The 19,369-nt window shown below is 70.3% G+C and carries 12 protein-coding genes; 4 read left to right on the forward strand and 8 right to left on the reverse strand.

What is annotated here, in order from left to right; genetic code table 11:
* The first annotated feature begins 900 nt into the window (after positions 1-900).
* Both M0L44_RS16910 and M0L44_RS16915 read left to right on the forward strand, forming a co-directional pair.
* Positions 901-3,339: a YgiQ family radical SAM protein gene (locus M0L44_RS16910; protein ID WP_252770988.1), complete on the forward strand. Its 2,439-nt coding sequence runs from the start codon at positions 901-903 to the stop codon at positions 3,337-3,339.
* Positions 3,340-3,448: 109 nt separating this feature from the next.
* Positions 3,449-3,964 (forward strand): hypothetical protein, encoded by a 516-nt coding sequence (locus tag M0L44_RS16915; protein WP_252770989.1) that lies wholly within the window; start codon positions 3,449-3,451, stop codon positions 3,962-3,964.
* Positions 3,965-3,976: 12 nt separating this feature from the next.
* Here M0L44_RS16915 and M0L44_RS16920 read toward each other — a convergent pair whose 3' ends face one another.
* On the reverse strand, positions 3,977-6,289 hold the full coding sequence (locus M0L44_RS16920; protein ID WP_252770990.1) for a heavy metal translocating P-type ATPase: 2,313 nt from the start codon (positions 6,287-6,289) through the stop codon (positions 3,977-3,979).
* A gap of 40 nt (positions 6,290-6,329) precedes the next feature.
* On the opposite strand from M0L44_RS16920, the gene cadR reads away from it, so the two are divergent.
* On the forward strand, positions 6,330-6,812 hold the full coding sequence (gene cadR, locus M0L44_RS16925; protein WP_252770991.1) for a Cd(II)/Pb(II)-responsive transcriptional regulator: 483 nt from the start codon (positions 6,330-6,332) through the stop codon (positions 6,810-6,812).
* 18 nt (positions 6,813-6,830) lie between these two features.
* Here cadR and M0L44_RS16930 read toward each other — a convergent pair whose 3' ends face one another.
* The 3 genes from M0L44_RS16930 to M0L44_RS16940 are packed head-to-tail and all read right to left on the reverse strand — an operon-like array spanning position 6,831 to position 11,252.
* Positions 6,831-8,618, reverse strand: coding sequence for a GGDEF domain-containing protein (locus tag M0L44_RS16930; protein WP_252770992.1), 1,788 nt, complete (start codon positions 8,616-8,618; stop codon positions 6,831-6,833).
* A gap of 34 nt (positions 8,619-8,652) precedes the next feature.
* The gene (locus tag M0L44_RS16935; RefSeq protein ID WP_252770993.1) at positions 8,653-10,902 is read right to left on the reverse strand and encodes a putative bifunctional diguanylate cyclase/phosphodiesterase; all 2,250 of its coding nucleotides are present in this window, start codon (positions 10,900-10,902) and stop codon (positions 8,653-8,655) included.
* On the reverse strand, positions 10,899-11,252 hold the full coding sequence (locus M0L44_RS16940) for an Hpt domain-containing protein (protein ID WP_252770994.1): 354 nt from the start codon (positions 11,250-11,252) through the stop codon (positions 10,899-10,901). Before M0L44_RS16940 ends, M0L44_RS16935 begins: the two co-directional genes overlap by 4 nt.
* 311 nt (positions 11,253-11,563) lie before the next feature.
* On the opposite strand from M0L44_RS16940, the gene M0L44_RS16945 reads away from it, so the two are divergent.
* On the forward strand, positions 11,564-13,180 hold the full coding sequence (locus M0L44_RS16945; RefSeq protein WP_252770995.1) for a sensor histidine kinase: 1,617 nt from the start codon (positions 11,564-11,566) through the stop codon (positions 13,178-13,180).
* A gap of 26 nt (positions 13,181-13,206) precedes the next feature.
* On the opposite strand, the gene M0L44_RS16950 is transcribed toward M0L44_RS16945, so the two are convergent.
* From M0L44_RS16950 to flgL, 4 genes are all read right to left on the reverse strand, one after another.
* Positions 13,207-13,884 carry a response regulator gene (locus M0L44_RS16950; RefSeq protein WP_252770996.1) on the reverse strand — a complete coding sequence of 226 codons (678 nt, stop codon included), beginning with the start codon at positions 13,882-13,884 and terminating at the stop codon, positions 13,207-13,209.
* Positions 13,885-13,907: 23 nt separating this feature from the next.
* Positions 13,908-16,865: a PAS domain S-box protein gene (locus tag M0L44_RS16955; RefSeq protein ID WP_252770997.1), complete on the reverse strand. Its 2,958-nt coding sequence runs from the start codon at positions 16,863-16,865 to the stop codon at positions 13,908-13,910.
* A gap of 69 nt (positions 16,866-16,934) precedes the next feature.
* Positions 16,935-18,134 carry an EAL and HDOD domain-containing protein gene (locus tag M0L44_RS16960; RefSeq protein ID WP_252770998.1) on the reverse strand — a complete coding sequence of 400 codons (1,200 nt, stop codon included), beginning with the start codon at positions 18,132-18,134 and terminating at the stop codon, positions 16,935-16,937.
* 15 nt (positions 18,135-18,149) lie between these two features.
* A complete protein-coding gene (gene flgL, locus M0L44_RS16965; RefSeq protein WP_252770999.1) occupies positions 18,150-19,352 on the reverse strand; it encodes a flagellar hook-associated protein FlgL in 1,203 nt (400 codons plus the stop codon).
* Positions 19,353-19,369: the final 17 nt, after the last annotated feature.

The following is a 19,369-nucleotide window of genomic DNA, read 5'->3' on the forward strand; positions in this document are numbered from 1 at the left end:
CCCGGCGCCGCGTTCGCTTGGTCGTCTGTCCCAAACCCAGGCTGTGCTGCTTCATGGCCCGTATCGTCTCAGCGCTTCACGTCGGCGCCAAGCACCACGGGTTGCGAGTTGTGCAGACCTTCCCTAGTCAAACGTGGCCCATGGACGAACTCTGGATTCGGCCTATACATGACCAGTCGAATTTGCAGGAACGGTGGCAACTTTTTCATAGCGAGCGGCGACACCGGCATGCTGCTAACAGCAGGCAAGGACGGAAAGCGTTACTTTGATACATGCCTTGGTGGCACCGCCGTACGGCTAAACATAAGAACTGCGAATATTGATTCTTTACGGGACGTCCTGGCTCGATATCGCGCAGAAGGATTCGAGATTCAGCAAAAATATCGAGAAATCGTAAAGATCGATCCCTCGTCTGCATCCCTGATGCTCTCTCAAGACTTCGATCTGAACCTCTGGGACCGACTTCTGACAACTCTGCGGCTCCGTTGACGCAAGTGCGACCAGCCTCTCACTCAAGCGCCGACGCACAACGGCGCGGCTTAGCTCGAATGCCGGAGCTACAGCAGAAGTGTGCTCTTCAGTGACCTGCCCCCTTCAGTCGCTGCAGTGATTCAGTTGGGGTCCTTGGGTTGAAGCCCCTGGGCTCTGGGCGGGGCACGCAAGACGAGCGGCGTCGCTCAACTGCTGACCGAGCACCATCTCCGGATCCGCCCCAAGGCCGTGACCGACTTCGCCGGACGCCCGGTGGGGTTATCGCGCCGCCGACCGCCAGGAGGGACAATAGGGGCTGTTTCGCCGGACGAGGCCTTGCGGCCCGCCCGGCTTTCGGCTTTTCCGCCCCGATTCCCGCTTTTCTGGTTTGTCCGGTCCCACCGTCCCGGGCCTGCACCCGCTGCCGCCGTGTCCATCACCCTCGACGCCCCCACCTCCCGCGCACCCGCCAAGCCCAAGGCCCTGACGGCCTACCGGCCCTTCTGGGCCAAGCGCTTCGGCCCTGCGCCCTTTCTGCCCATGAGCCGCAAGGAGATGGAGCAGCTGGGTTGGGACAGCTGCGACATCATCATCGTCAGCGGCGATGCCTATGTGGACCACCCCAGCTTCGGCATGGCGGTGATCGGCCGGGTGCTGGAAGCACAAGGCTTTCGCGTGGGCATCATTGCCCAGCCGGACTGGAACTCGGCCGACGCCTTCCGTGCGCTGGGCCGGCCCAACCTGTTCTTCGGCGTGGCCGCCGGGAACATGGATTCGATGATCAACCACTACACCGCGGACCGGAAGATCCGCAGTGACGACGCCTACACGCCCGGCGGCGCAGCCGGCAAGCGGCCCGACCGCGCCACCCTGGTCTACACCCAGCGCTGCCGCGAGGCCTTCAAGGATGTGCCGGTGGTGATCGGCGGCATCGAGGCCTCGCTGCGCCGCATCGCCCACTACGACTACTGGAGCGACAAGGTGCGCCGCTCCATCCTGGTGGACAGCAAGGCCGACCTGCTGCTGTACGGCAACGCCGAACGGGCCATCGTCGAGATCGCCCACCGCCTGGCCCAACGCAAGCCCATCGAGAGCATCACCGATGTGCGCGGCACCGCCTTCCTGCGCAAGCCGGACGACGCCGCACTGGCCGGCTGGTACGAGATCGACAGCACGGAGGTGGACGCTCCGGGCAAGATCGACGCCCTGCTCAACCCCTACCTGACGACCGAGGAGCAGGCCGCCGCCGAGGGCGTGGCCTGCGCCCAGGCCCAGGATGCGACGGCCGCCCCGGGTGCGGAGCCGAGCGCCCAGCCCATCCGCATCGTGCGCCAACCGCTGGCCAAGACCGAGGGCCGAGCCGTCACCACCCCGCGCGAGCGCACGGTGATCCGCCTGCCGGCCTTTGAACAGGTCAAGAGCGACCCGGTGCTCTACGCCCACGCCAGCCGCGTGCTGCACCTGGAGACCAACCCCGGCAACGCCCGGGCTCTGGTGCAGCGCCATGGCGAGGGCCCGGCCCTGCGCGACGTGTGGATCAACCCGCCGCCGCTGCCGCTGGCCATGGCCGAGATGGACCATGTGTTCGACCTGCCCTATGCGCGCGGGCCGCACCCGACCTATGCCGACGAACACGGCAGCCACGACGGCGCGACCAAGATCCCGGCCTGGGAGATGATCCGCTTCAGCGTGAACATCATGCGCGGCTGCTTCGGCGGCTGCACCTTCTGCTCCATCACCGAGCACGAGGGCCGCATCATCCAGAGCCGCTCGGAAGATTCGATCATCCACGAGGTCGAGGAGATCCGCGACAAGGTCAAGGGCTTCACCGGCGTCATCTCCGACCTGGGTGGCCCCACCGCCAACATGTACCGGCTGGGCTGCAAGAGCCCGGAGATCGAAGCCGCCTGCCGCAAGCCCAGCTGCGTCTACCCCGGCATCTGCCCGAACCTCAACACCGACCACGCCCCGCTGGTGAAGATCTACCGGCGCGCGCGGGCGCTCAGGGGCATCAAGAAGATCCTGATCGGCTCGGGCCTGCGCTACGACCTGGCGGTCAAGTCGCCCGAGTACGTCAAGGAGCTGGTGCAGCACCATGTGGGCGGCTACCTGAAGATCGCCCCGGAGCACACCGAGGGCGGCCCGCTGTCGAAGATGATGAAGCCCGGCATCGGCACCTACGATGTCTTCAAGGCCATGTTCGACCAGTACAGCGCCGAGGCCGGCAAGCAGCAGTTCCTGATCCCCTATTTCATCGCCGCCCACCCGGGCACCAGCGACGAGGACATGATGAACCTGGCGCTCTGGTTGAAGCGCAACGGCTTCCGCGCGGACCAGGTGCAGACCTTCTACCCCAGCCCCATGGCCACCGCCACGGCCATGTACCACTCCGGCCTGAACCCGCTCAAGGGCATCAGCCGCGACGCGCGCAAGGGCGAGAAGGTGGACATCGTGCGCGGCGAGAAACGCCGCCGCCTGCACAAGGCCTTCCTGCGCTACCACGACGCCAACAACTGGCCACTGCTGCGCGAAGCCCTGAAGACCATGGGCCGCGCCGACCTGATCGGCAACGGCAAGCACCACCTGATCCCGACCTGGCAGCCCAGCACCGACGGCAGCTACCAGAGCGCGCGGCGCAGCAATTCCACGCCGACACCGGCCAAGGGCGGTGCGAAGACGGGGGGCAAACCGCCGGTGAAGGGTCAGATCCTGACCCAGCACACCGGCCTGCCGCCGCGCGAGACCGGTGGTCGGCCCGCTCCGGAAGGGCGGGGCGCAGCACCGAAGTTCAGCGCCCGCGCGGGTGCGCAGCATGGCAAACCCGCTGGCAAGGCCGGTGGCCGCGGCCCCCGCAGCGGCGGCCGGTGAGCACGGCGGCCTCACCCGCCTGCGACCTGCCTGCGTTCATCGCACTGGGTGCAGAATGCGGGCGGCCTCCGAAGGCCCCTTGTTCGGCTTTTCTTTCCGGATGATCCGTATGCGTCACCCCATCCTGCCCCGCACCGCCCTGGTCTCCCTGCTGGGAGCCATGGTGTTGACCCTCGCCCCGCTGGCCCAGGCCCGCACCCAACCCACTGCCGCCGCAGCGGAAGCACCGGCGCCGACGCACAGGCACGCCAGCCACCCGACAAGCAAGCATGCGGGCCAGCGAACCGTCGCGAAGGCGCACGGCCAACAGCACCAGGTGGCCCAGGCCCATGTGCACAAGAGTGGCGTCAAGGCATCCCACGCCAGCGGCCACAGCCATGTGGCCCAGGCGGGCAGCGCCACCAAGGCCCACGGCAAGACGGCGACCCGGGTCGCGAACAAGTCCTCGGCCAAGGGATCGGTCCACACGACCGCCCACTCGGCGCCCCACTCGGTGGCCCACAGCGGCAGCGCCCATCGGACCACGGCCCGGAAGGACGGGACCCAGCACCTGGCCCACGCCGGCAAGAGCCAGCACCGCAAAACGTCTCGCGCCACCCACGGCAGCACAACACCGCGGGCCTGAGGCCAGGACCGCTCAGGCGTCCGGGGACGTCCCCGCGGGCAGACGGCGCAGACGCAGGCCGTTGCCCACCACCAGCAGGCTGGCGCCCATGTCGGCGAACACGGCCATCCACATGCTGGCGTGGTCGAACACCGCCAGCGCCAGGAACACCGCCTTGATGCCCAGGGCCAACGCGATGTTCTGCCACAGCACCGCATGCGTGCGGCGTGACAGCCGCACCAGCAGCGCCAGCCGCCGCGGGTTGTCGTTCATCACCACCACATCGGCAGCCTCCATGGCCACGTGGGTGCCCCCACCGCCCATGGCCACGCCGATGTCGGCCCCGGCCAGGGCCGGAGCGTCGTTGATGCCGTCGCCCACCATGGCCACCGGCCCCAGACGCTGCTGAAGCTCGCGGATGGCGGCCAGCTTGTCCTCGGGCAGCAACTGGGCCCGCACCTCGGCCACGCCGGCCTGGGCGGCCACCGCCTGGGCAGTGCGGCTGTTGTCCCCGGTCAGCATCACCGGCGTGAGCCCCAGGGTCTGCAACTCGGCCATGGCCTCGGGCATGCCCGGGCGCAGGGTGTCGGCCACCGCGAACAGGGCCTGGACCTGCTGATCGATGACGAGCAGCGAGATGCTGCGCCCCTGCTGCTCATGCACCGCCATGCGGGCTTCCAGGGCCGGCGAACACAGCCTCAGCTCCTCGACCCAGCGGTGGTTGGCCAGGCGCACGATCGATCCAAGGTCCGTGCGGGCCTGCACGCCCCGGCCCACCTCGGCCGCAAAGGCGTCCAGCGCGGCAGCCCCGGCCCCTGCCACGGGAGCCGGCAGCCCCCCCGCAATGGCCTGCGACACCGGGTGGTCGGAGCGGGCCGCCAGGGCCTGGGCCAGGCCCACCCAGGCCGGATCGGGCGTGTCCGCCAGCCATTCCTGGGCCACCAGGCGGGGCCGGCCCTCGGTCAGGGTGCCGGTCTTGTCCAGCGCCACCACACGCAGCTGCCGGGCCTGCTCCAGGAACAGCCCACCCTTGACCAGCACCCCCTGCCGAGCCGCCGCGGCGAGCGCGCTGACCACCGTCACCGGGGTGGAGATGACCAGGGCGCAGGGGCAGGCGATCACCAGCAGCACCAGCGCGCGGTACACGCCATCCAGGGGGGGCCAGCCGGCCAGCCAGGGCCCCAGCACCGCCACGGCCAGCGCCAGCACGAACACCACCGGGGTGTAGACCGCCGCGAAGCGGTCGACAAAGCGCTGGGTCGGCGCACGCGCGCCCTGGGCCTGTTCCACGGCATGGGTGATGCGGGCCAGCAGGCTGTCGTCGGCCGGGGCGCTCACGCGCAGCTCCAGCGCGCTGCTCAGGTTGATGCTGCCCGCATAGACCGGGTCGCCCGGCCCCTTGTCCACCGGCAGGCTCTCGCCGGTGATGGGGGCCTGGTTCAGGCTGCCCTGCCCGGCCACGATCTCACCGTCCAGCGGCACCCGCTCGCCTGGCCGCAGCCGCACCCGCGCCCCCACCGCCACCGCGGCGGTGGCCACGCGCTGCCACTGGCCGTCGGCCTGCTGCACCTCGGCCTCCTGGGGGGCCAGCGCCAGCAACTCGCGCACGGCGTTGCGGGCGCGGTCCACGGCACGGGCCTCGATCCACTCGGCGATGGCGTAGAGCGCCATCACCATCGCGGCCTCGGGCCAGTCGCCGATCACGAAGGCCCCGGTGACGGCCACGGTCATCAGGGCATTGATGTTCAGCCGCAGGCCGCGCAAGGCGGCCAGGCCCTTGCGGTAGGTGCCCAGGCCGGCCAGCGCGATAGCCAGCACGGCCAACGCCATGCCCACCAGCCGCCACGGCAACCCGGCCGGCGCCAGGGCGGCCAGGGCCTCCGCCGCGACGGCCGCTGCCAGGGCCCCTGCCAGGCGGGGCCAGACGCGCTCGACCGATGCGGGCGCGCCGCCATCCGGCAGGCGTTCGCCGGGCATGCCCAGGCGCTGGAGCGCGGACTCCACCGCCGGGAACAAGGCCTCGGGCGCCTGCACGCTGAGCAGGCGTCGCCCCAGATCGAAGCGCAGGGCCCGGATGCCGGCCAGCGGCTCCAGCGCGCGGCGGATCTCGGCCTCCTCGGCGCCGCAGTCCATGGCCGGCACCCTCAGACGCAGCACTGGACCGTCGCCCGCCTCCCAAGGCGAGGTGTCGCAGGCGGCCGAGCCACAGGGCGAGGCCGGTGAGGACCCGCAGCAGGCCGCCGTGCCGTGATCATGACCGTGGTGGCCATGGCCATGATCGGCATGGTCATGGTGGGCATGGCGGTGGTGATCGTGGTGATCGTGGGAGGGCAGTCGCTTGTCCATGCCCGCATTGCAAACCCTGTAGCAGGTGTAGAGTCAAGCGATGAAGATCGGAGACCTCGCCGCCGCCACGGGCACCCCGGTGGAAACCATCCGCTATTACGAGCGCGAGGGCCTGCTGCCCGCCCCACCGCGCAGCGCCGGCAATTACCGGGTCTACGGCGAGGCCCATGTGCAGCGCCTGGCCTTCATCCGGCGCTGCCGCTCGCTGGACATGGCGCAGGACGAGATCCGGGCGTTGCTGGGGTTCCGCGACGACCCGGCCGCCCACTGTGGCGAGGCCAATGCGGTGCTGGATGCCCACATCGGCCATGTGGAGCAGCGCATCGCCGAGCTGCAGACCCTGGCGCGCCAATTGCGGGAATTGCGGGGGCGCTGCCAGGCCGTGCCGGGCAGCGAGTGCGGCATCCTGTCCGAACTGGACCAGCCGGGGGCCCCGGGGACCGGCGAAGAAGGTCTGCCCCCTCACGTGGACGGCGTGCATGGCAGGCGGACAGGCCGCCACGGCCCCGGCCACGCCCACTGAAGGGGCGGCTGCCGGGCTTCAGCCCAGGCAGGTGCGGTTCTTGCCGCTGCGCTTGGCCTCGTAGAGGGCCTCGTCGGCCCGCTCCAGCGCCTCTTCCAGCGTCTCGCCCGGGCGATACTGGGTCACGCCGGCCGAGAAGGTGACGAACACTTCCTTGTTCTCGTGCATGAAGAGGCTCGCGCTGAGCCGGCGCTGCAGGCGGGTGAGCACCTGCTGGGCCTCGTCCACCGGCGTGCCGGGCAGCAGCACCACAAACTCCTCGCCGCCGAAACGGGCCACGGCATCCACCGGACGCAGGGAGCCGCGCACATGCTCGGCCAGGGCCTTGAGCGCTTCGTCGCCGGCAGTGTGGCCCAGGGTGTCGTTCAGGCGCTTGAAGTTGTCGATGTCCAGCAGGCCGATGGCCAGGCTCGTGCCCTCGCGGGCGATGCGCGCCTGCTCCACCTCGAACTGCTGCATCAGGCCGCGGCGGTTGGCCACCTGGGTCAGGGCATCGGTGGCCACCTCGTCGGACAGGCGCCGCAACTCGGCCTCCAGCGCCCGCACCTGGGTCTCGAGCTCGCTGGCCCGACGGTGCTCGTCCTGCAGGCGCCCGCGGGTGGCGCTGACCAGGCCATGCACACTGCGGCTTTCGGCCACCATCTCGCGCACGACATCGGCCAGACTCTCCAGCGACTGGGCGCTCTGCACCGTCTCGGCATAGCGCTGCATGCCATCGCTGAAGCGGCCGGTGTGCTGGTCCAGTTCGCCCAGCTCGGCCAGCATCTGCTGCAGCAGCGCCTTGAGGGCCTGGCGGGCCTGCTCGCGGTCCTGCCGCAGGGCCTGCTGCCGTGCGCGGGTCTCGGCCAGCAGTTGGGCCGCCGCCTGCACCCCACGGGCATTGGGCGTCTCGCCCAGCCGCTCCTTCAAGCCGGCCAGCTGCCCCTGGACCCAGCTTTCGTCTTCGGACAGCTCGGCCAGGCCACCCGCCAGTTCCTGGCTGAGCCGATGCACCTGGTCCAGCAGGTGGTGCCGGTGAGCCAGCAGCCGGCGGGCCCGCCCGCACACCTCGGCCACCGCGCCCGCCAGCTCCGGCGTGGCACCGTCCTCGGCCAGACGGCCGGCCAGGCTGGCCAGTTCGTCGGCCAGGGCCGCGGCGCGCCCGGCCTCGGGCGGCAGCGCGGCCCGCACGGTGGATTCCAGCGGCTGCATCACCGACACCCAGTGGCCGTGCAGGGCCTCGCTTGTGTCCTCCGGCGCCCCCGCCGGGACATCGCCCGTCAACGCAGCGCTTGGTGCGGACTCGTCCAGGGAGGCCGGCGGCGTGGGCTCGTCGTCCAGCGCAGGCATGTCGCCGTCGGTGTCCCAGGAGCCGACCAACTGCCGCAGCCGGTGCTGCAGGCGCTGGACATCACTGCGGCTGGAGTCCAGCACCCGCTGCAGACTCTCCTTCTTGCGCGCCACGGACCATTGCTTGCCGCTGCGCTCCAGGGCCCGGGTCAGGCGCTCGATCAGCTGGGCCCAGGCCTGGGCCTGGGCAGCGGGGCTGTCCACCACCCGGTCGGTCACGCGCTGCGCCTGGTCCCACTGGCCCTGCAGCATGGCCTGCAGCAACTCCGCGCGCTGGGCCGGGTCATCGCCAAAGCGCTGCGAGAGACGCTCCAGCACCGTGCGGGCGCGGGGCGGCAGGGTCGACACGGCAGAGCCGCATTCTTCGGCCCAGGCCTCGGCGTAGTTCTCGGGCGTGGGCTCCAGCTTGGCCACCGCCAGGCGGCGCAGTGCGGCCTTGGCGATCTGGGCGGGTGTTTGTTCGGTGGTGGCGTTCATGTCGGGGCGGGCTGGCAGCGCCCCGTGCGCTGGTTCAGCGGGACGCTGCCGGGTGGGTTTCTCCGGCCTGGCTCAGGGCCAGCGGCTCCGCGGCCACCGTGGCGCTGGGCACGGCCACATGCTCGGCCACCCAGTTCGGCAGATCGGTGCCGGGCATCGGGCGGCTGATCAGGTAGCCCTGCATCATGCGACATTGCAGGCTGCGCAGCAGGTTCATCTGCGTGGTGTTCTCCACGCCTTCGGCGACCACGCGCAGGCTGAGCGCCTGGGCCAGCGAGATGATCAGGTGGATCACCTCGCTCGCCTTGGGCTCGCGGCCAAGCTTGTTGACGAAGGAGCGGTCGATCTTCAATTCAGAGATCGGCAGTTCGGTCAGATACTGAAGCGAGGAATACCCGGTGCCGAAGTCGTCCACCGAAATCTGCACACCCACCTCGTTGAGGCGGTGCAGCGTGGGCAGAATGCTCTGCAGGTCCTTCATCAGGCTGCTCTCGGTGATTTCGAGCAGCAGCATGCGGTGCGGGATGCCGTAGGGCTTGACCGCCTCGTGGATGAGGTCCACCAGGTCCTGGCGCAGGAACATGCGGCTGGGCATGTTGACGGCGATCGACTCGTTGAAGCCGAAGGCCTGCTGCCATTCGTGGGCCTGGCGCGCCGCCTCGCGCAGCGCCCATTCGGACAGCGGCACGATCAGGCCGGTCTCCTCGGCCATGGGGATGAACTCGTTGGGGGGCACCAGCGCCTCGCCCCGGCGCCAGCGCATCAGGGCTTCCACGCCCATCAGGCGGCCGCTCTGGGCATCCACCTTGGGCTGGTAGTACAGCACCAGTTCGTTGCGCTCGATGGCCTTGTGCAGCGCCGTCTCGAGTTCCAGTTTCTCGCGGTCGCGCACCGCCAGGTTCGGGGTGTAGAGCACCGAGCCGTTGCGGCCGCGGTCCTTGGCGGCGTACATCGCCACGTCGGCGTTGCGCAGCAGGTCGGCCACGGTCTGGCCGTCGCGTGGATACAGGGCAATGCCCACGCTGGCGGTGGCAAAGAACTCCTGGTCGGCCACGTAGACCGGCTGGCGCAGGGCCTCCAGGATGCGCTGGGCCACCCGTTCGGCGTCGCGCTCGTCTTCGACCTCGGGCAGCAGGGCCACAAACTCGTCGCCCCCCAGTCGGCCCACGGCCTCCAACGCCCGGTGAAAGCGCGATCCCACCGCCTCGACGGTGCCATCAAAGATCTGGTCGCTGTGGCGCACGCAGCCGCGCAGGCGCATCGAGACCTCGAGCAGCAGCTCGTCGCCGGCCGCGTGACCCAGGGTGTCGTTGATGTTCTTGAAACGGTCCAGGTCGATCAGCAGCAGGGCCATCTTGTGGCCCATGCGCCGCGCCTGTTCCAGGGCCCGCTCGGCCCGCCAGTTGAACTGGCGCCGATTGGGCAGCTGGGTCAGCGGGTCCTTGTTGGCCAGCTTGCGGATGGAGTCCTCGGCCTGGTGGCGCTCGGTCACGTCCTGCACGATGCCGGTGTAGCCGATGCACTGGCCGTACTCGCCAAATTCGGGCTCGCCCTCGACGTGGATGATGCGGTTGCGCTTGACGCCGCGCGAAAGCGGCACATCCATGGCGATGCCGAAGACCTGGCGCACGATCTGGCGCATGCCGCGGATCAGGCCATGCCGTTCCTCGCGCGTCATCATGCGCAGCAGGTCGCGGAAGCTCAGACGGTCATCGGGCGCACTGCCGAACACGCGCAGCGCCTCCTCGGACAGCTCCATGCCGAAGGGCAGGCCGCGCTCGGGGTGGTGCCACCATTCGAAGCTGCCCATGCGGGCCAGGTCCTGGGCCCGGGCCAGCTTGGCCCGGCTGCGGATCAGTTCCTGCTGGGTGCGCGCCGCGCGCAGCATGTGGCGCAGGCGGCCGGCCAGCAGGCTCCATTGATTGGATTTGACGAAGAAATCAGTGGCGCCAGCGTCATAGGCGCGCTTGATCGAGGCCTCGTCGTCCAGGCCGGTCAGCATCAGCACGGGCACGTTCTCCAGCCCGTACATGCCGCGCAGCTCCTCGCAGGTCTCGAAGCCGTCCAGGCCCGGCATGCGGGCATCCAGCACCACCAGATCCGGGATCCAGCCGCCCAGGATGCGCAGGGCCTCGTCGCCGCTGCCGGCTTCGGTCACGTCGAACCCATGCTTCGTCAGGGCCGCGGAGACCAGCATCAGGTTGACCTCGTCGTCGTCGACCAGCAGAACCTTGGGCCGATCCTCGACCGGGTCCTGCAGCGAAGACGCGCTGGCGTTCCTCATGGAACGACACCACCACCCAGCAGCTGAGCCACCGCAGCGTGAACGCGCAGGGCCTCTTCCTGGAACTGCGCCACCAGGGCCGGTAGCAGTTCAGGCTGACCGTCGCGCACAGCCTGCTCCATCTGGGCGCACAGGCGCGAGAGCTGCAGCGCCCCCACACTGGCCGATGCAGACTTCAGGGCATGTGCGGCATGTGAAAGCGCGCCACTGTCACCGGCGGCGAGGGCCTGGGCGATCGCCGTCTCCTGCGAGGAGAGGGAGCGCTGATAGGTCTGGAGCACCCGTTGCAGAAAACTGCCCCCGACGGGATCGAGTGCACGCAATTGATCCAGGCAGGCAGCGTCCAGCACCGATGCTGCGCTGTCAGCGGCACCGGCCTCGGACCTGGGATCCCTCGGGGTGTCAAACATCTTTCAAGGGCAAAAGGCGAACGTGGGTCGGCTCAGGCGACGGCTTCGGGACGGGGTCATTGTGCCGCGAACCGGTGCCCCACCGAGTTCCACCCGGTCAAGGGTGCGAGCTCGTAGCATCGGCGCACGTTTCTATCACGTCAAGCCGGAAAAAGGCCTGTTCCAGCCGCTTCCCGTGCATTTCTGTCGCAGATGAACCATGCGGGGCCGTCCCCGGCGGTCCGGCCCGAGTCGCTCCTTACAATCCTGGCATGCCCGTCTCGCCCCAAGTCCGTCGCCTGCGTGGCCGCAGCCTCGCCGTGAGTCTGGCCGTGGCGGCCCTGCTGGCAGCGACCCTGGCGGTGGGATGGCAGCTGGCCGGCGGGACCGCGGGCCCCAGCGAGTTGTCGGGCCCCTGGTCCTGGTTGCCGATGCTGGTGTTCGGCGCCGCCTGCGCAGCGGCCGGGCTGCTCTGGGGCCGCCTGGAGCGGCATGCCCAGCTGCGCCAGGCCACGCAGAACCAGCAGGCCCTGGCCGAGCTGACCGAAGGCTGGATCTGGCGCACCGATGCCCAGCACCGTGTGGTGGGCTGGCGGCCGCCGCCCGGTGCGCCGGCCACCGCCTGGACCGAACAGCTGCCCACCGGCCAGCTGCTGCACACCCATTTCGAGGTGGCCGACCCGCGGCCCAGCCCAGGCGCCCTGCTGGCTCGCCTGGATGCCCACGCCATGATCCCGGCCCTGCGCGTGGTGCGCCACGGCACGCCTCCCACCCACTGGCGCCTGCGCGCCCTGCCCCAGTACGACGTGCGCGGGCAGTTCGCGGGTTACGTGGGCACCATCGCCCCGGTGGACGCCGAGGAGCAGCGCCGGCTCGACCAATCCGTCCTGCAGCGGCTGTGGGCCGAGCTGGACATGCCGGTGGTGATCCTGCGCCCCCGTGGGGCCGACGCCAGCGGACCGGACTGGGACGTGCAGGGCCTGTCTCCAGACGCCGCCCGGCTGCTGGGCCCCAAGGGCCAGCAGAAGGACTGGCAGCTGGTCCAGCAGGCCCTGCCCGGTGATGTACAGGCCTCGCTGCGCAAGCTGCCCGAGGGCGAAAGCCGGGTGGCCGGTGACTGGAAGATCGACCTGCTGCCCCTGAGCTGCGAAGGCGAGGCACTGGGCCGCCTGCTGCTGCTGCGCCCCGCCCAGGATCCGGCCGCCGAGACGGCCGTCAGCGCGGCCGACCAGGATTCCTTCGTCTACTCCGTCTCGCACGACCTGCGCGCGCCGCTGCGGGTGGTCGATGGTTTCGCCCGCATCCTGAAGGAGGACTACGGCCGTTTCCTGGACCGCATCGGCAACGACCACCTCGACCGCGTGCTGGCGGCCGGCGCGCGGATGAACAGCATGATCGACGCGCTGCTGGCGCTCTCGCGGCTGCAGTCCCAGCCACTGGCGCGCAAGCCGGTCGACCTGTCGCAGCTGGCCAGCTACATCGTGGAGGACCTGCGCAGCCAGGCGCCGGAGCGTCAGGCCAGCATCACGATCGAACCCGGCCTGGTGGTGCACGGCGACCCGACCCTGCTGCGCATCGCGATGGAGAACCTGCTGGGCAATGCCTGGAAGTACAGCGGCCAGTGCGAGCACACGGTGATCGAGTTCCGCTGCGAACAACAGGCCGAGCATGGCCGTGTCTTCGTGGTGGCCGACCAGGGAGCCGGCTTCGACATGCGCTTTGCCGACCGCCTGTTCGGCGTGTTCCAGCGCCTGCACAGCCCCAAGGATTTCCAGGGGACCGGCGTGGGCCTGGCGTCAGTGCGACGCATCCTGCGCCGGCACGGCGGCGACATCTGGGCCGAATCGGAAGTGGGCAAGGGTGCCCGCTTCTACTTCACGCTGGGCTGACCGGCCGCGGCGCGGCGACCGCAGGCTCAGGCCTGGCCGGGCCGGGCCAGCAGTTCCACCGCATCGACCAGGGCGGCGGCCTGCGCGGCCAGCGAACGCCCGTCCGTCTGGGCCAGACGCGTCAGGCGCTGCAGGGCCTCTGCCCGCGGCAGCGAATAGCGGTGCATCAACACCCCCACGGCCAGCGGCACCGGGTCATTCAAAGGGTCGGCAGGCCGACCGGTCGATGCCGGGGCGGGCGGCGCCACCGGCGTCACCTGGGCCACGGCGACGGGCCGGGCGACCGGGGCCAGGGTCTCGCGCTCGCGACGGGCGCGCACGGCGGCCACCGCCGCCTCCACCGTCGGGACGATCTGGGCGATGTCCAGCGGCTTGACCAGATAGGCCACCGCCCCCAGCTCCTTGACCCGGGCCACGGTGGCCGCGTCAGCGAAGGCCGAGAGGAACATGAAGGGCGTGCCCAGGGATTCGCGCAGGTAGTCGGCCACGTCGAAGCCGCTCTTGCCTTCCATGCGGATGTCCAGCAGGGCCAGGTCGGGCCGGTGCTGGCGGGCCAGCAGGATCGCGTCGTCCCCGTTGTCGGCGTCGATCACCTCGAAACCGGCCTGGATCAGCCCGTGGGTCACCGTGGCCAGCACGAGCCGATCGTCGTCGACGACCAGGATCTTGCCCTTGGACGGAGAAGTGGAATCGGGGACTGCCATGCTTTCGATTGTCTCCGAACTGGTCACAGCGGTGTCAGCAGCGCCACCGCAGGAGGCGCCAGGCGCAGCCGGGCCACGACAGTCGCCCCTTCCTGGCTCAGCGTGATGGAGGCGCCCTTGCGAGGCAGCAGCGCGCGCACCAGGCCCAGGCCGGAAATGCCCGCCGGCACCTGGGCCAGGCTGAACTCGGGCACCAGGGCCCCCGGGTTGGCCACGCTCACGGAGACGGCATCCTCGCCGCACTCCATGCGGCAGGCGATGGCGCCGCCTGCGCTGTGCTTGATCGCGTTGGTCAGCAGCTCGTTGACGGTGAGCGCCACGGGGATTGAATCGGCTTCGGTGAGGGCGAAGCGGTGCGGGTCGGCCCCCTGCACCTCCATCGTGATGGGCCGGCCGAACATGCGCTGCACCGACTGGGCGATGGCCTCCATCACCGCCTTGACGCGCAGCGGTCCCGTCATGCCCACCTGCAGCCCATGCACCTGGGCGATGGCATGCACATGGCCCACCGCCTCGGCGATGGCGGCACTGGCCTCCGGGTGCCGCTGCGCGTTCTGCTGCAGCAGGCCCGCCACACCCTGCAGGTTGTTCTTGATGCGGTGGTGGACTTCCTTGACCAGCATCTCGCGCTGGGCGATGGCCGCGGCCAGCCGGGCTTCCTCGGCCGCGCGCTGCTCGGTCACGTCGCTGGCCACCAGCAGCAGCTGGGTGCCGCCCGATTCGCCCCCCGAGGCCAGCGAAACGATGCTCACGTCCCAGACCTGGGCCGCATCCCCGGTCTGGGCATCGGCCTCGCGGTGCAGCTCGCGTCGCACCGCTTCCTGGGTGCCACTGGCCAGGTGCAGGTCGGCCGAGAGCGAAGCCGCCTCGATGCCGGGCAACCACAGGGCCGGCTGGCGGCCCAGGATCTCCTCGGCCGGGCGGCGCGCGAAGGCGCAGAGCTTCTGGTTGAGCTGCAGCACCTGCTGGTTGGCGCCGTCGAACAGGGCAATGGCCAGAGGGGCCGTCTCGATGATGCGCTGCAGGCCGGCCCGGGCCTGGGCAATGCGGTTCTCGGCCTCGCGGCGGCGCTCGATGTCCAGCAGGGCAAAGGTCAGCTGCCCCTCATCCCCCGGCCCACCGCCCTCGCGCCCGGTCACCACCACGTTGCCCACCACCCAGAAGGCACGGCCATCGCGGGCGGTCAGGCGACACTCGAAGGTCTCGGCCTGCCCTTCTTCGAGTGTGTCCAGCCAGTCCTGACGGCGCAGCGGATGGTCCGGCTCGGACGAGGCCACCACGCTGATGGGCAGACCGATGAAATCCGCCAGCTCGCCGCCGAACATGCGGCGGGCCGAGCGGTTCATCCACTCGATGCCCTGCGGCCCCACGGTGACGATGCCCACCAGCACCGAGTCCAGGATGGCGCGGGTGCGGTCGGCCTGGGTCAGCAGGGTCTCGCGCACACGGCGGCGCTCGTCCACGTTCACATAGGAGGCGATGCTGCCGGCTGCGGGGTCGGCCAGGTCCACCCGGCGCTGGTGCACCTGCACCCACAGGGTGCTGCCGTCGCGCCGGCGCAGACGCCGTTCGCCCTGGGAACGTCCATGCTGGGCCAGCTCGCGGCGCTCGTGGGCCGTGTACTGCAGGTAGAGGGCCTCGTCCTCGCACAGCTCGGCCAGAGCCAAACCCTGCAACTGCTCGCGGGGGTAGCCGGTGAGTTCCACCATGGCCTGGTTGGCGCGCTCGATGCGGCCCTCGCGCTGGTAGGCGATGCCGACATCCGACAGGTTGAACATCAACTCGCGCTCACGCTCGAGTCCGGCCAGTGCGGCCTGCTGGCCGCGCAGGCGGGAGATGTCCGACACCACCGCCACCACCTCGTCAGCCCCCACCGCACCGGCCCGCCGCAGGGCCAGTGACCGCCACGGCTGTTCGTCGGCCAACGACGCGTCGCCCGCCGGCTGGAACTCGGTCTCGAAGGCCCCCTGCTGCAGCAGCAGCTGCTGGGCCTGGCCCGCGGCCGTGCCGTCCAGGCCGGCCTGTGTCAGCACCTGGGCCAGCGACAGCCCCTGGGCCTGCCCCCCGTGCAGACCCAGCAAGGCCTCGAAGCGGGCATTGCAGCGCACCAGGGCACCGCGGCGCAGGTAGGCGATGCCGGCCGGGCTGACCTCGAGGATGGTGCCGAGCTCGTGCAGCAGCTGCTCGTTGTGGCGACGGGCGTTCTCTTCCTCGGTCACGTCCAGGGTGACCACGGTGACCGCGGCCCGGCCGCCGGCGAGCTCGGCCGGCTCGACCCGGGTCATCAGCCAGCGCCGACCGGTGTCCCGGTGCTCGACGGCGTAGCGCACCTCGATGCGCTGCCGCTGGCGCAAGGCCTGCTGCAGACGGTCGTAGTCGGCCATGGATTCGGGGGCCACCACGTCGCGGCCCACCGACATCAGCGACTGCCCCTGCACGGCACGCTCGCCCTCCGCCTCGCGTTCTCCGCGTCCACCGGCAGGCGGCGCAGCGGTGACCCAGCCACGCGCCGCGTCGTGGGTGGCCACGCCCAGGCCGGCCGTGCCCATCAGGGCGCTGATCTCGATGTGGGCCAGCTCGCGGGCGTCTTCCAACGCCAGGTCTTCGAGCTGCACCAGCCAGCGCCCCGACCCGCCGGCCACGCCACGCGAGGTGACCCGCCAGTGGCGCAGCGGGCCGCCGTCCAGCGGGACCCAGCCCTCGCGCCGGCGCGATTCGCCGCGGGCGGGCATCTGGGCCGGCCAGCCGATCAACTCGGCCAGATCGGGGGACAGGCCAGCCAGGGCTTCCAGCCGGCCGCCCAGCGCGGTGCGCATGGCCTCGTTGGCCAGCAGCACCCGCCCCTGGGGGTCACAGAGCAGCAGGGGCAGCGGACTGATGGAGACGCAGTCGGCCAATGCCGAAGGCACGGCCATGCCCCCTTCGTTGGGGGCGTCGCCCGGCACCCGTACAGCGGGCAACAGCTTGGATTTGATCGACATGGCAGGGCAGCTCGGCGATGCACCGAGTGTAGCGGTGCCCTCGCCGCCCTGGCGGGTTCTGACGCAGTCTCAGTCGCTCTGCAGCTGCTGGGCCGACAGCATGGCCTTCAGGGCCGCCCGGTTGAGTTCGCCTGGGCTCAGCAGCATGGCACCGGCCGCCTCGGCAATGTCCAGCGGCAGCTCGGATTCCACCGCGCGGGCCACGGACAGGGCCAGGCTGTAGGGTCCCTGGCCGGACGGTGCCAGGGTCTGGGCCACGCCCTCACCCACCGGCAGGTTGCCCAGCAGGCGCTCGAAAGGCTGGCCCAGCATGCGGTCCAGCAGCGAGAAGACGCCGCAGATGAAGGCTTCGCCGGCCGCACCGCTGTCGCCCTGGGCACGCACCAGCTCCTCCATCAGCAGGCCGCGGCGCACCGCCAGCTGCATCAGGGGTTGCAGGTCCGGGTTGTCCACCGCATTGGTCACCAGCAGCGCCAGCCAGCGCTTGAGGCGCTGGTAGCCCAGCACCATGATGGCGTGCTGGAAGGAGTTGATCTCCACCGACAGACCAAAGGCCGGCGAGTTGATGAGCCGCATCAGGCGGAAGGCCAGGGTGGGGTCGCCGCGCAGCGCCTCTTCCAGGCGGTTGACCGGCTCTTCGCGGTCCACCCGCTGGATCAGGTCCATCACGATCTGCACGCTGGGCGGCACGTCCTTGCGGGGGGCGTCCGGGCCCGGTCGCTCGCCCAGGGGCCAGCCCAGCACCGCCAGCGCACCGCGGCGCAGGCTGGCGCCGGCCTGCTCGGGGGTGCTGGTGCCGGCCTGCACCCAGGGGGTCTGGCGCGCCGCGCCGCTGGCCGGAGCCTGGGTCTGGCGGCGGTCGTCGTCCATGTCGATGATCACATGGCGGAAGCAGGCCAGCAGCTCCGGCGACAGGGGCTGCAGCGGCCGGCCCTTGAGGGCCAGGGCCTGACCGGCCGCGGCGCGCTCGCGCAGGCGCGCCTCCCAGGTCGGATCGCCCGCCAGGAAGGCGGGCACCTCCAGCACCGTGTGGGCGGGCCGCTCGGCCTCCAGCAGGCCCGACAGCAGGGCCTCGGTGGTCGGGCTCAGACACAGCGGCCCGCGCTCCTCGGACCAGCATTCGTCGAGCAGCTCCAGCACGGGAGTGGCCAGCTGGGAGGGGGCGTCCGAAACGGGGTGCAGGGTCAGGCGGTTCATCACCACCCGACCGCGTGCGCCGAACAGCGCGCCGCAGCCCAGCCAGACAAGATCAAGCGCCAGTGCATTCATCGTGGGGTCCCTGGGTCAGGCTTTGATGTAGTCGAACAGCGACATCTTTTGCAGCGAGGCGTAGGTCTGCAGCGCCGCGCTGTAATTGGTCTGCTGGTTCTGGAAACTGGAGATGGCCTGGACCATGTCCAGGTCCTCGGCATCGGAGCGGGTGCTCTCGGCGTAGTTCTTCAGATCGGTCACCCGGCTGGTGACACCGTCGATGCGGTTAAGGATTTCACCGGCCAGGCTGCGGGTGCCTTGCAGCTGCCCGGCCACGCCGTCCAGGTCACGCAGACCGGACTGCACCGTCTGCGTCACCTCGGCACTGCTCTTGGACGGGTCCTTCAGGCCGGCGATGACCTTGTCCAACGCGTCAAAGGCCGACAGGTCGGGCTGCGACGGCGTGACCTTGAAGGTGTCGCCGTTGCCCGGGGCGCCGCTGATGGTGGTGGCCATGCCGTCGAACTCGATCAGCTTGCCATCCTGGTAAGACGCGCCAGAAACGGCCAGCGAGCCGTCCTTGCGGACCACGTCGTAGGTGGTGGCGCCACCGGAGACATTGAACTGGACCGTGTAGTCCATGTCTGCGTCGGCGGGGATCTTGGACGGGTCGGTGACCCGGCCGGTGTCGATCCAGGCGCTGCTGCTGTTGCTGCTGGTGACGAAGACCCCGTTGCCGCTGGGCGCGGACAGCCAGGTCTTGCTGCCATCGAAGGTCAGGGGTAGGTTCTCGTCGCTGGCCACCTGCACCTCGCCGCCGGTGCCCATGTAGGTCACGCCGCCGGATTGATCGGCAAACGGTGGCTGGGTGGCCCCCTGGCCGGCGAAGACGAAGCCACCGGCGCCGTCGCCCCGGTTGGCCACGCTCAGCAGCTGCTTGCGGATCTCGGTGAGCTGGTTGGCGATGTCCTTGCGCTGGGCCGCGCTGTAGCTGGCGTTGCCGGCGGACACCACCAGTTCGCGGGCCTGTTGGACCAGCTCGGTGGCATCGCCCAGCGCGGCCTCGGTCAGGGTCATGGAGTTCTTGCTGGCATCCACGGCGCGCTGGTTGGCATCGGAGCGCTGGATCATGGCGCGGGCCCGCTCGGCGCGGGCCGCGGCGGCCGGGTCGTCGCTGGGCGCCAGCACCCGCTTCTGGCTGGTCAGGCGCTGCTGCGCCATGTTCAGCTCGTATTGCCGGTTCTGCAGGTTGTCGACCGAGGCCGCGTAGGCGTTGGCGGTGGTGATGCGAAACATCTGGTGCTCCCCTCAGT

Origin of the sequence: Ideonella oryzae (assembly GCF_024055665.1) — a bacterium.
GTDB lineage: Bacteria > Pseudomonadota > Gammaproteobacteria > Burkholderiales > Burkholderiaceae_C > Ideonella > Ideonella oryzae.

What these genes read in the sequence shown, in the direction of transcription:
- M0L44_RS16915 (WP_252770989.1), top strand. Translation starts at nt 3,449, where the DNA reads ATGCGTCACCCCATCCTGCCCCGCACCGCCCTGGTCTCCCTGCTGGGA.
- M0L44_RS16920 (WP_252770990.1), bottom strand. Translation starts at nt 6,289, where the DNA reads ATGGACAAGCGACTGCCCTCCCACGATCACCACGATCACCACCGCCAT.
- cadR (WP_252770991.1), top strand. Translation starts at nt 6,330, where the DNA reads ATGAAGATCGGAGACCTCGCCGCCGCCACGGGCACCCCGGTGGAAACC.
- M0L44_RS16930 (WP_252770992.1), bottom strand. Translation starts at nt 8,618, where the DNA reads ATGAACGCCACCACCGAACAAACACCCGCCCAGATCGCCAAGGCCGCA.
- M0L44_RS16935 (WP_252770993.1), bottom strand. Translation starts at nt 10,902, where the DNA reads ATGAGGAACGCCAGCGCGTCTTCGCTGCAGGACCCGGTCGAGGATCGG.
- M0L44_RS16945 (WP_252770995.1), top strand. Translation starts at nt 11,564, where the DNA reads ATGCCCGTCTCGCCCCAAGTCCGTCGCCTGCGTGGCCGCAGCCTCGCC.
- M0L44_RS16950 (WP_252770996.1), bottom strand. Translation starts at nt 13,884, where the DNA reads ATGGCAGTCCCCGATTCCACTTCTCCGTCCAAGGGCAAGATCCTGGTC.
- M0L44_RS16955 (WP_252770997.1), bottom strand. Translation starts at nt 16,865, where the DNA reads ATGTCGATCAAATCCAAGCTGTTGCCCGCTGTACGGGTGCCGGGCGAC.
- M0L44_RS16960 (WP_252770998.1), bottom strand. Translation starts at nt 18,134, where the DNA reads ATGAATGCACTGGCGCTTGATCTTGTCTGGCTGGGCTGCGGCGCGCTG.
- flgL (WP_252770999.1), bottom strand. Translation starts at nt 19,352, where the DNA reads ATGTTTCGCATCACCACCGCCAACGCCTACGCGGCCTCGGTCGACAAC.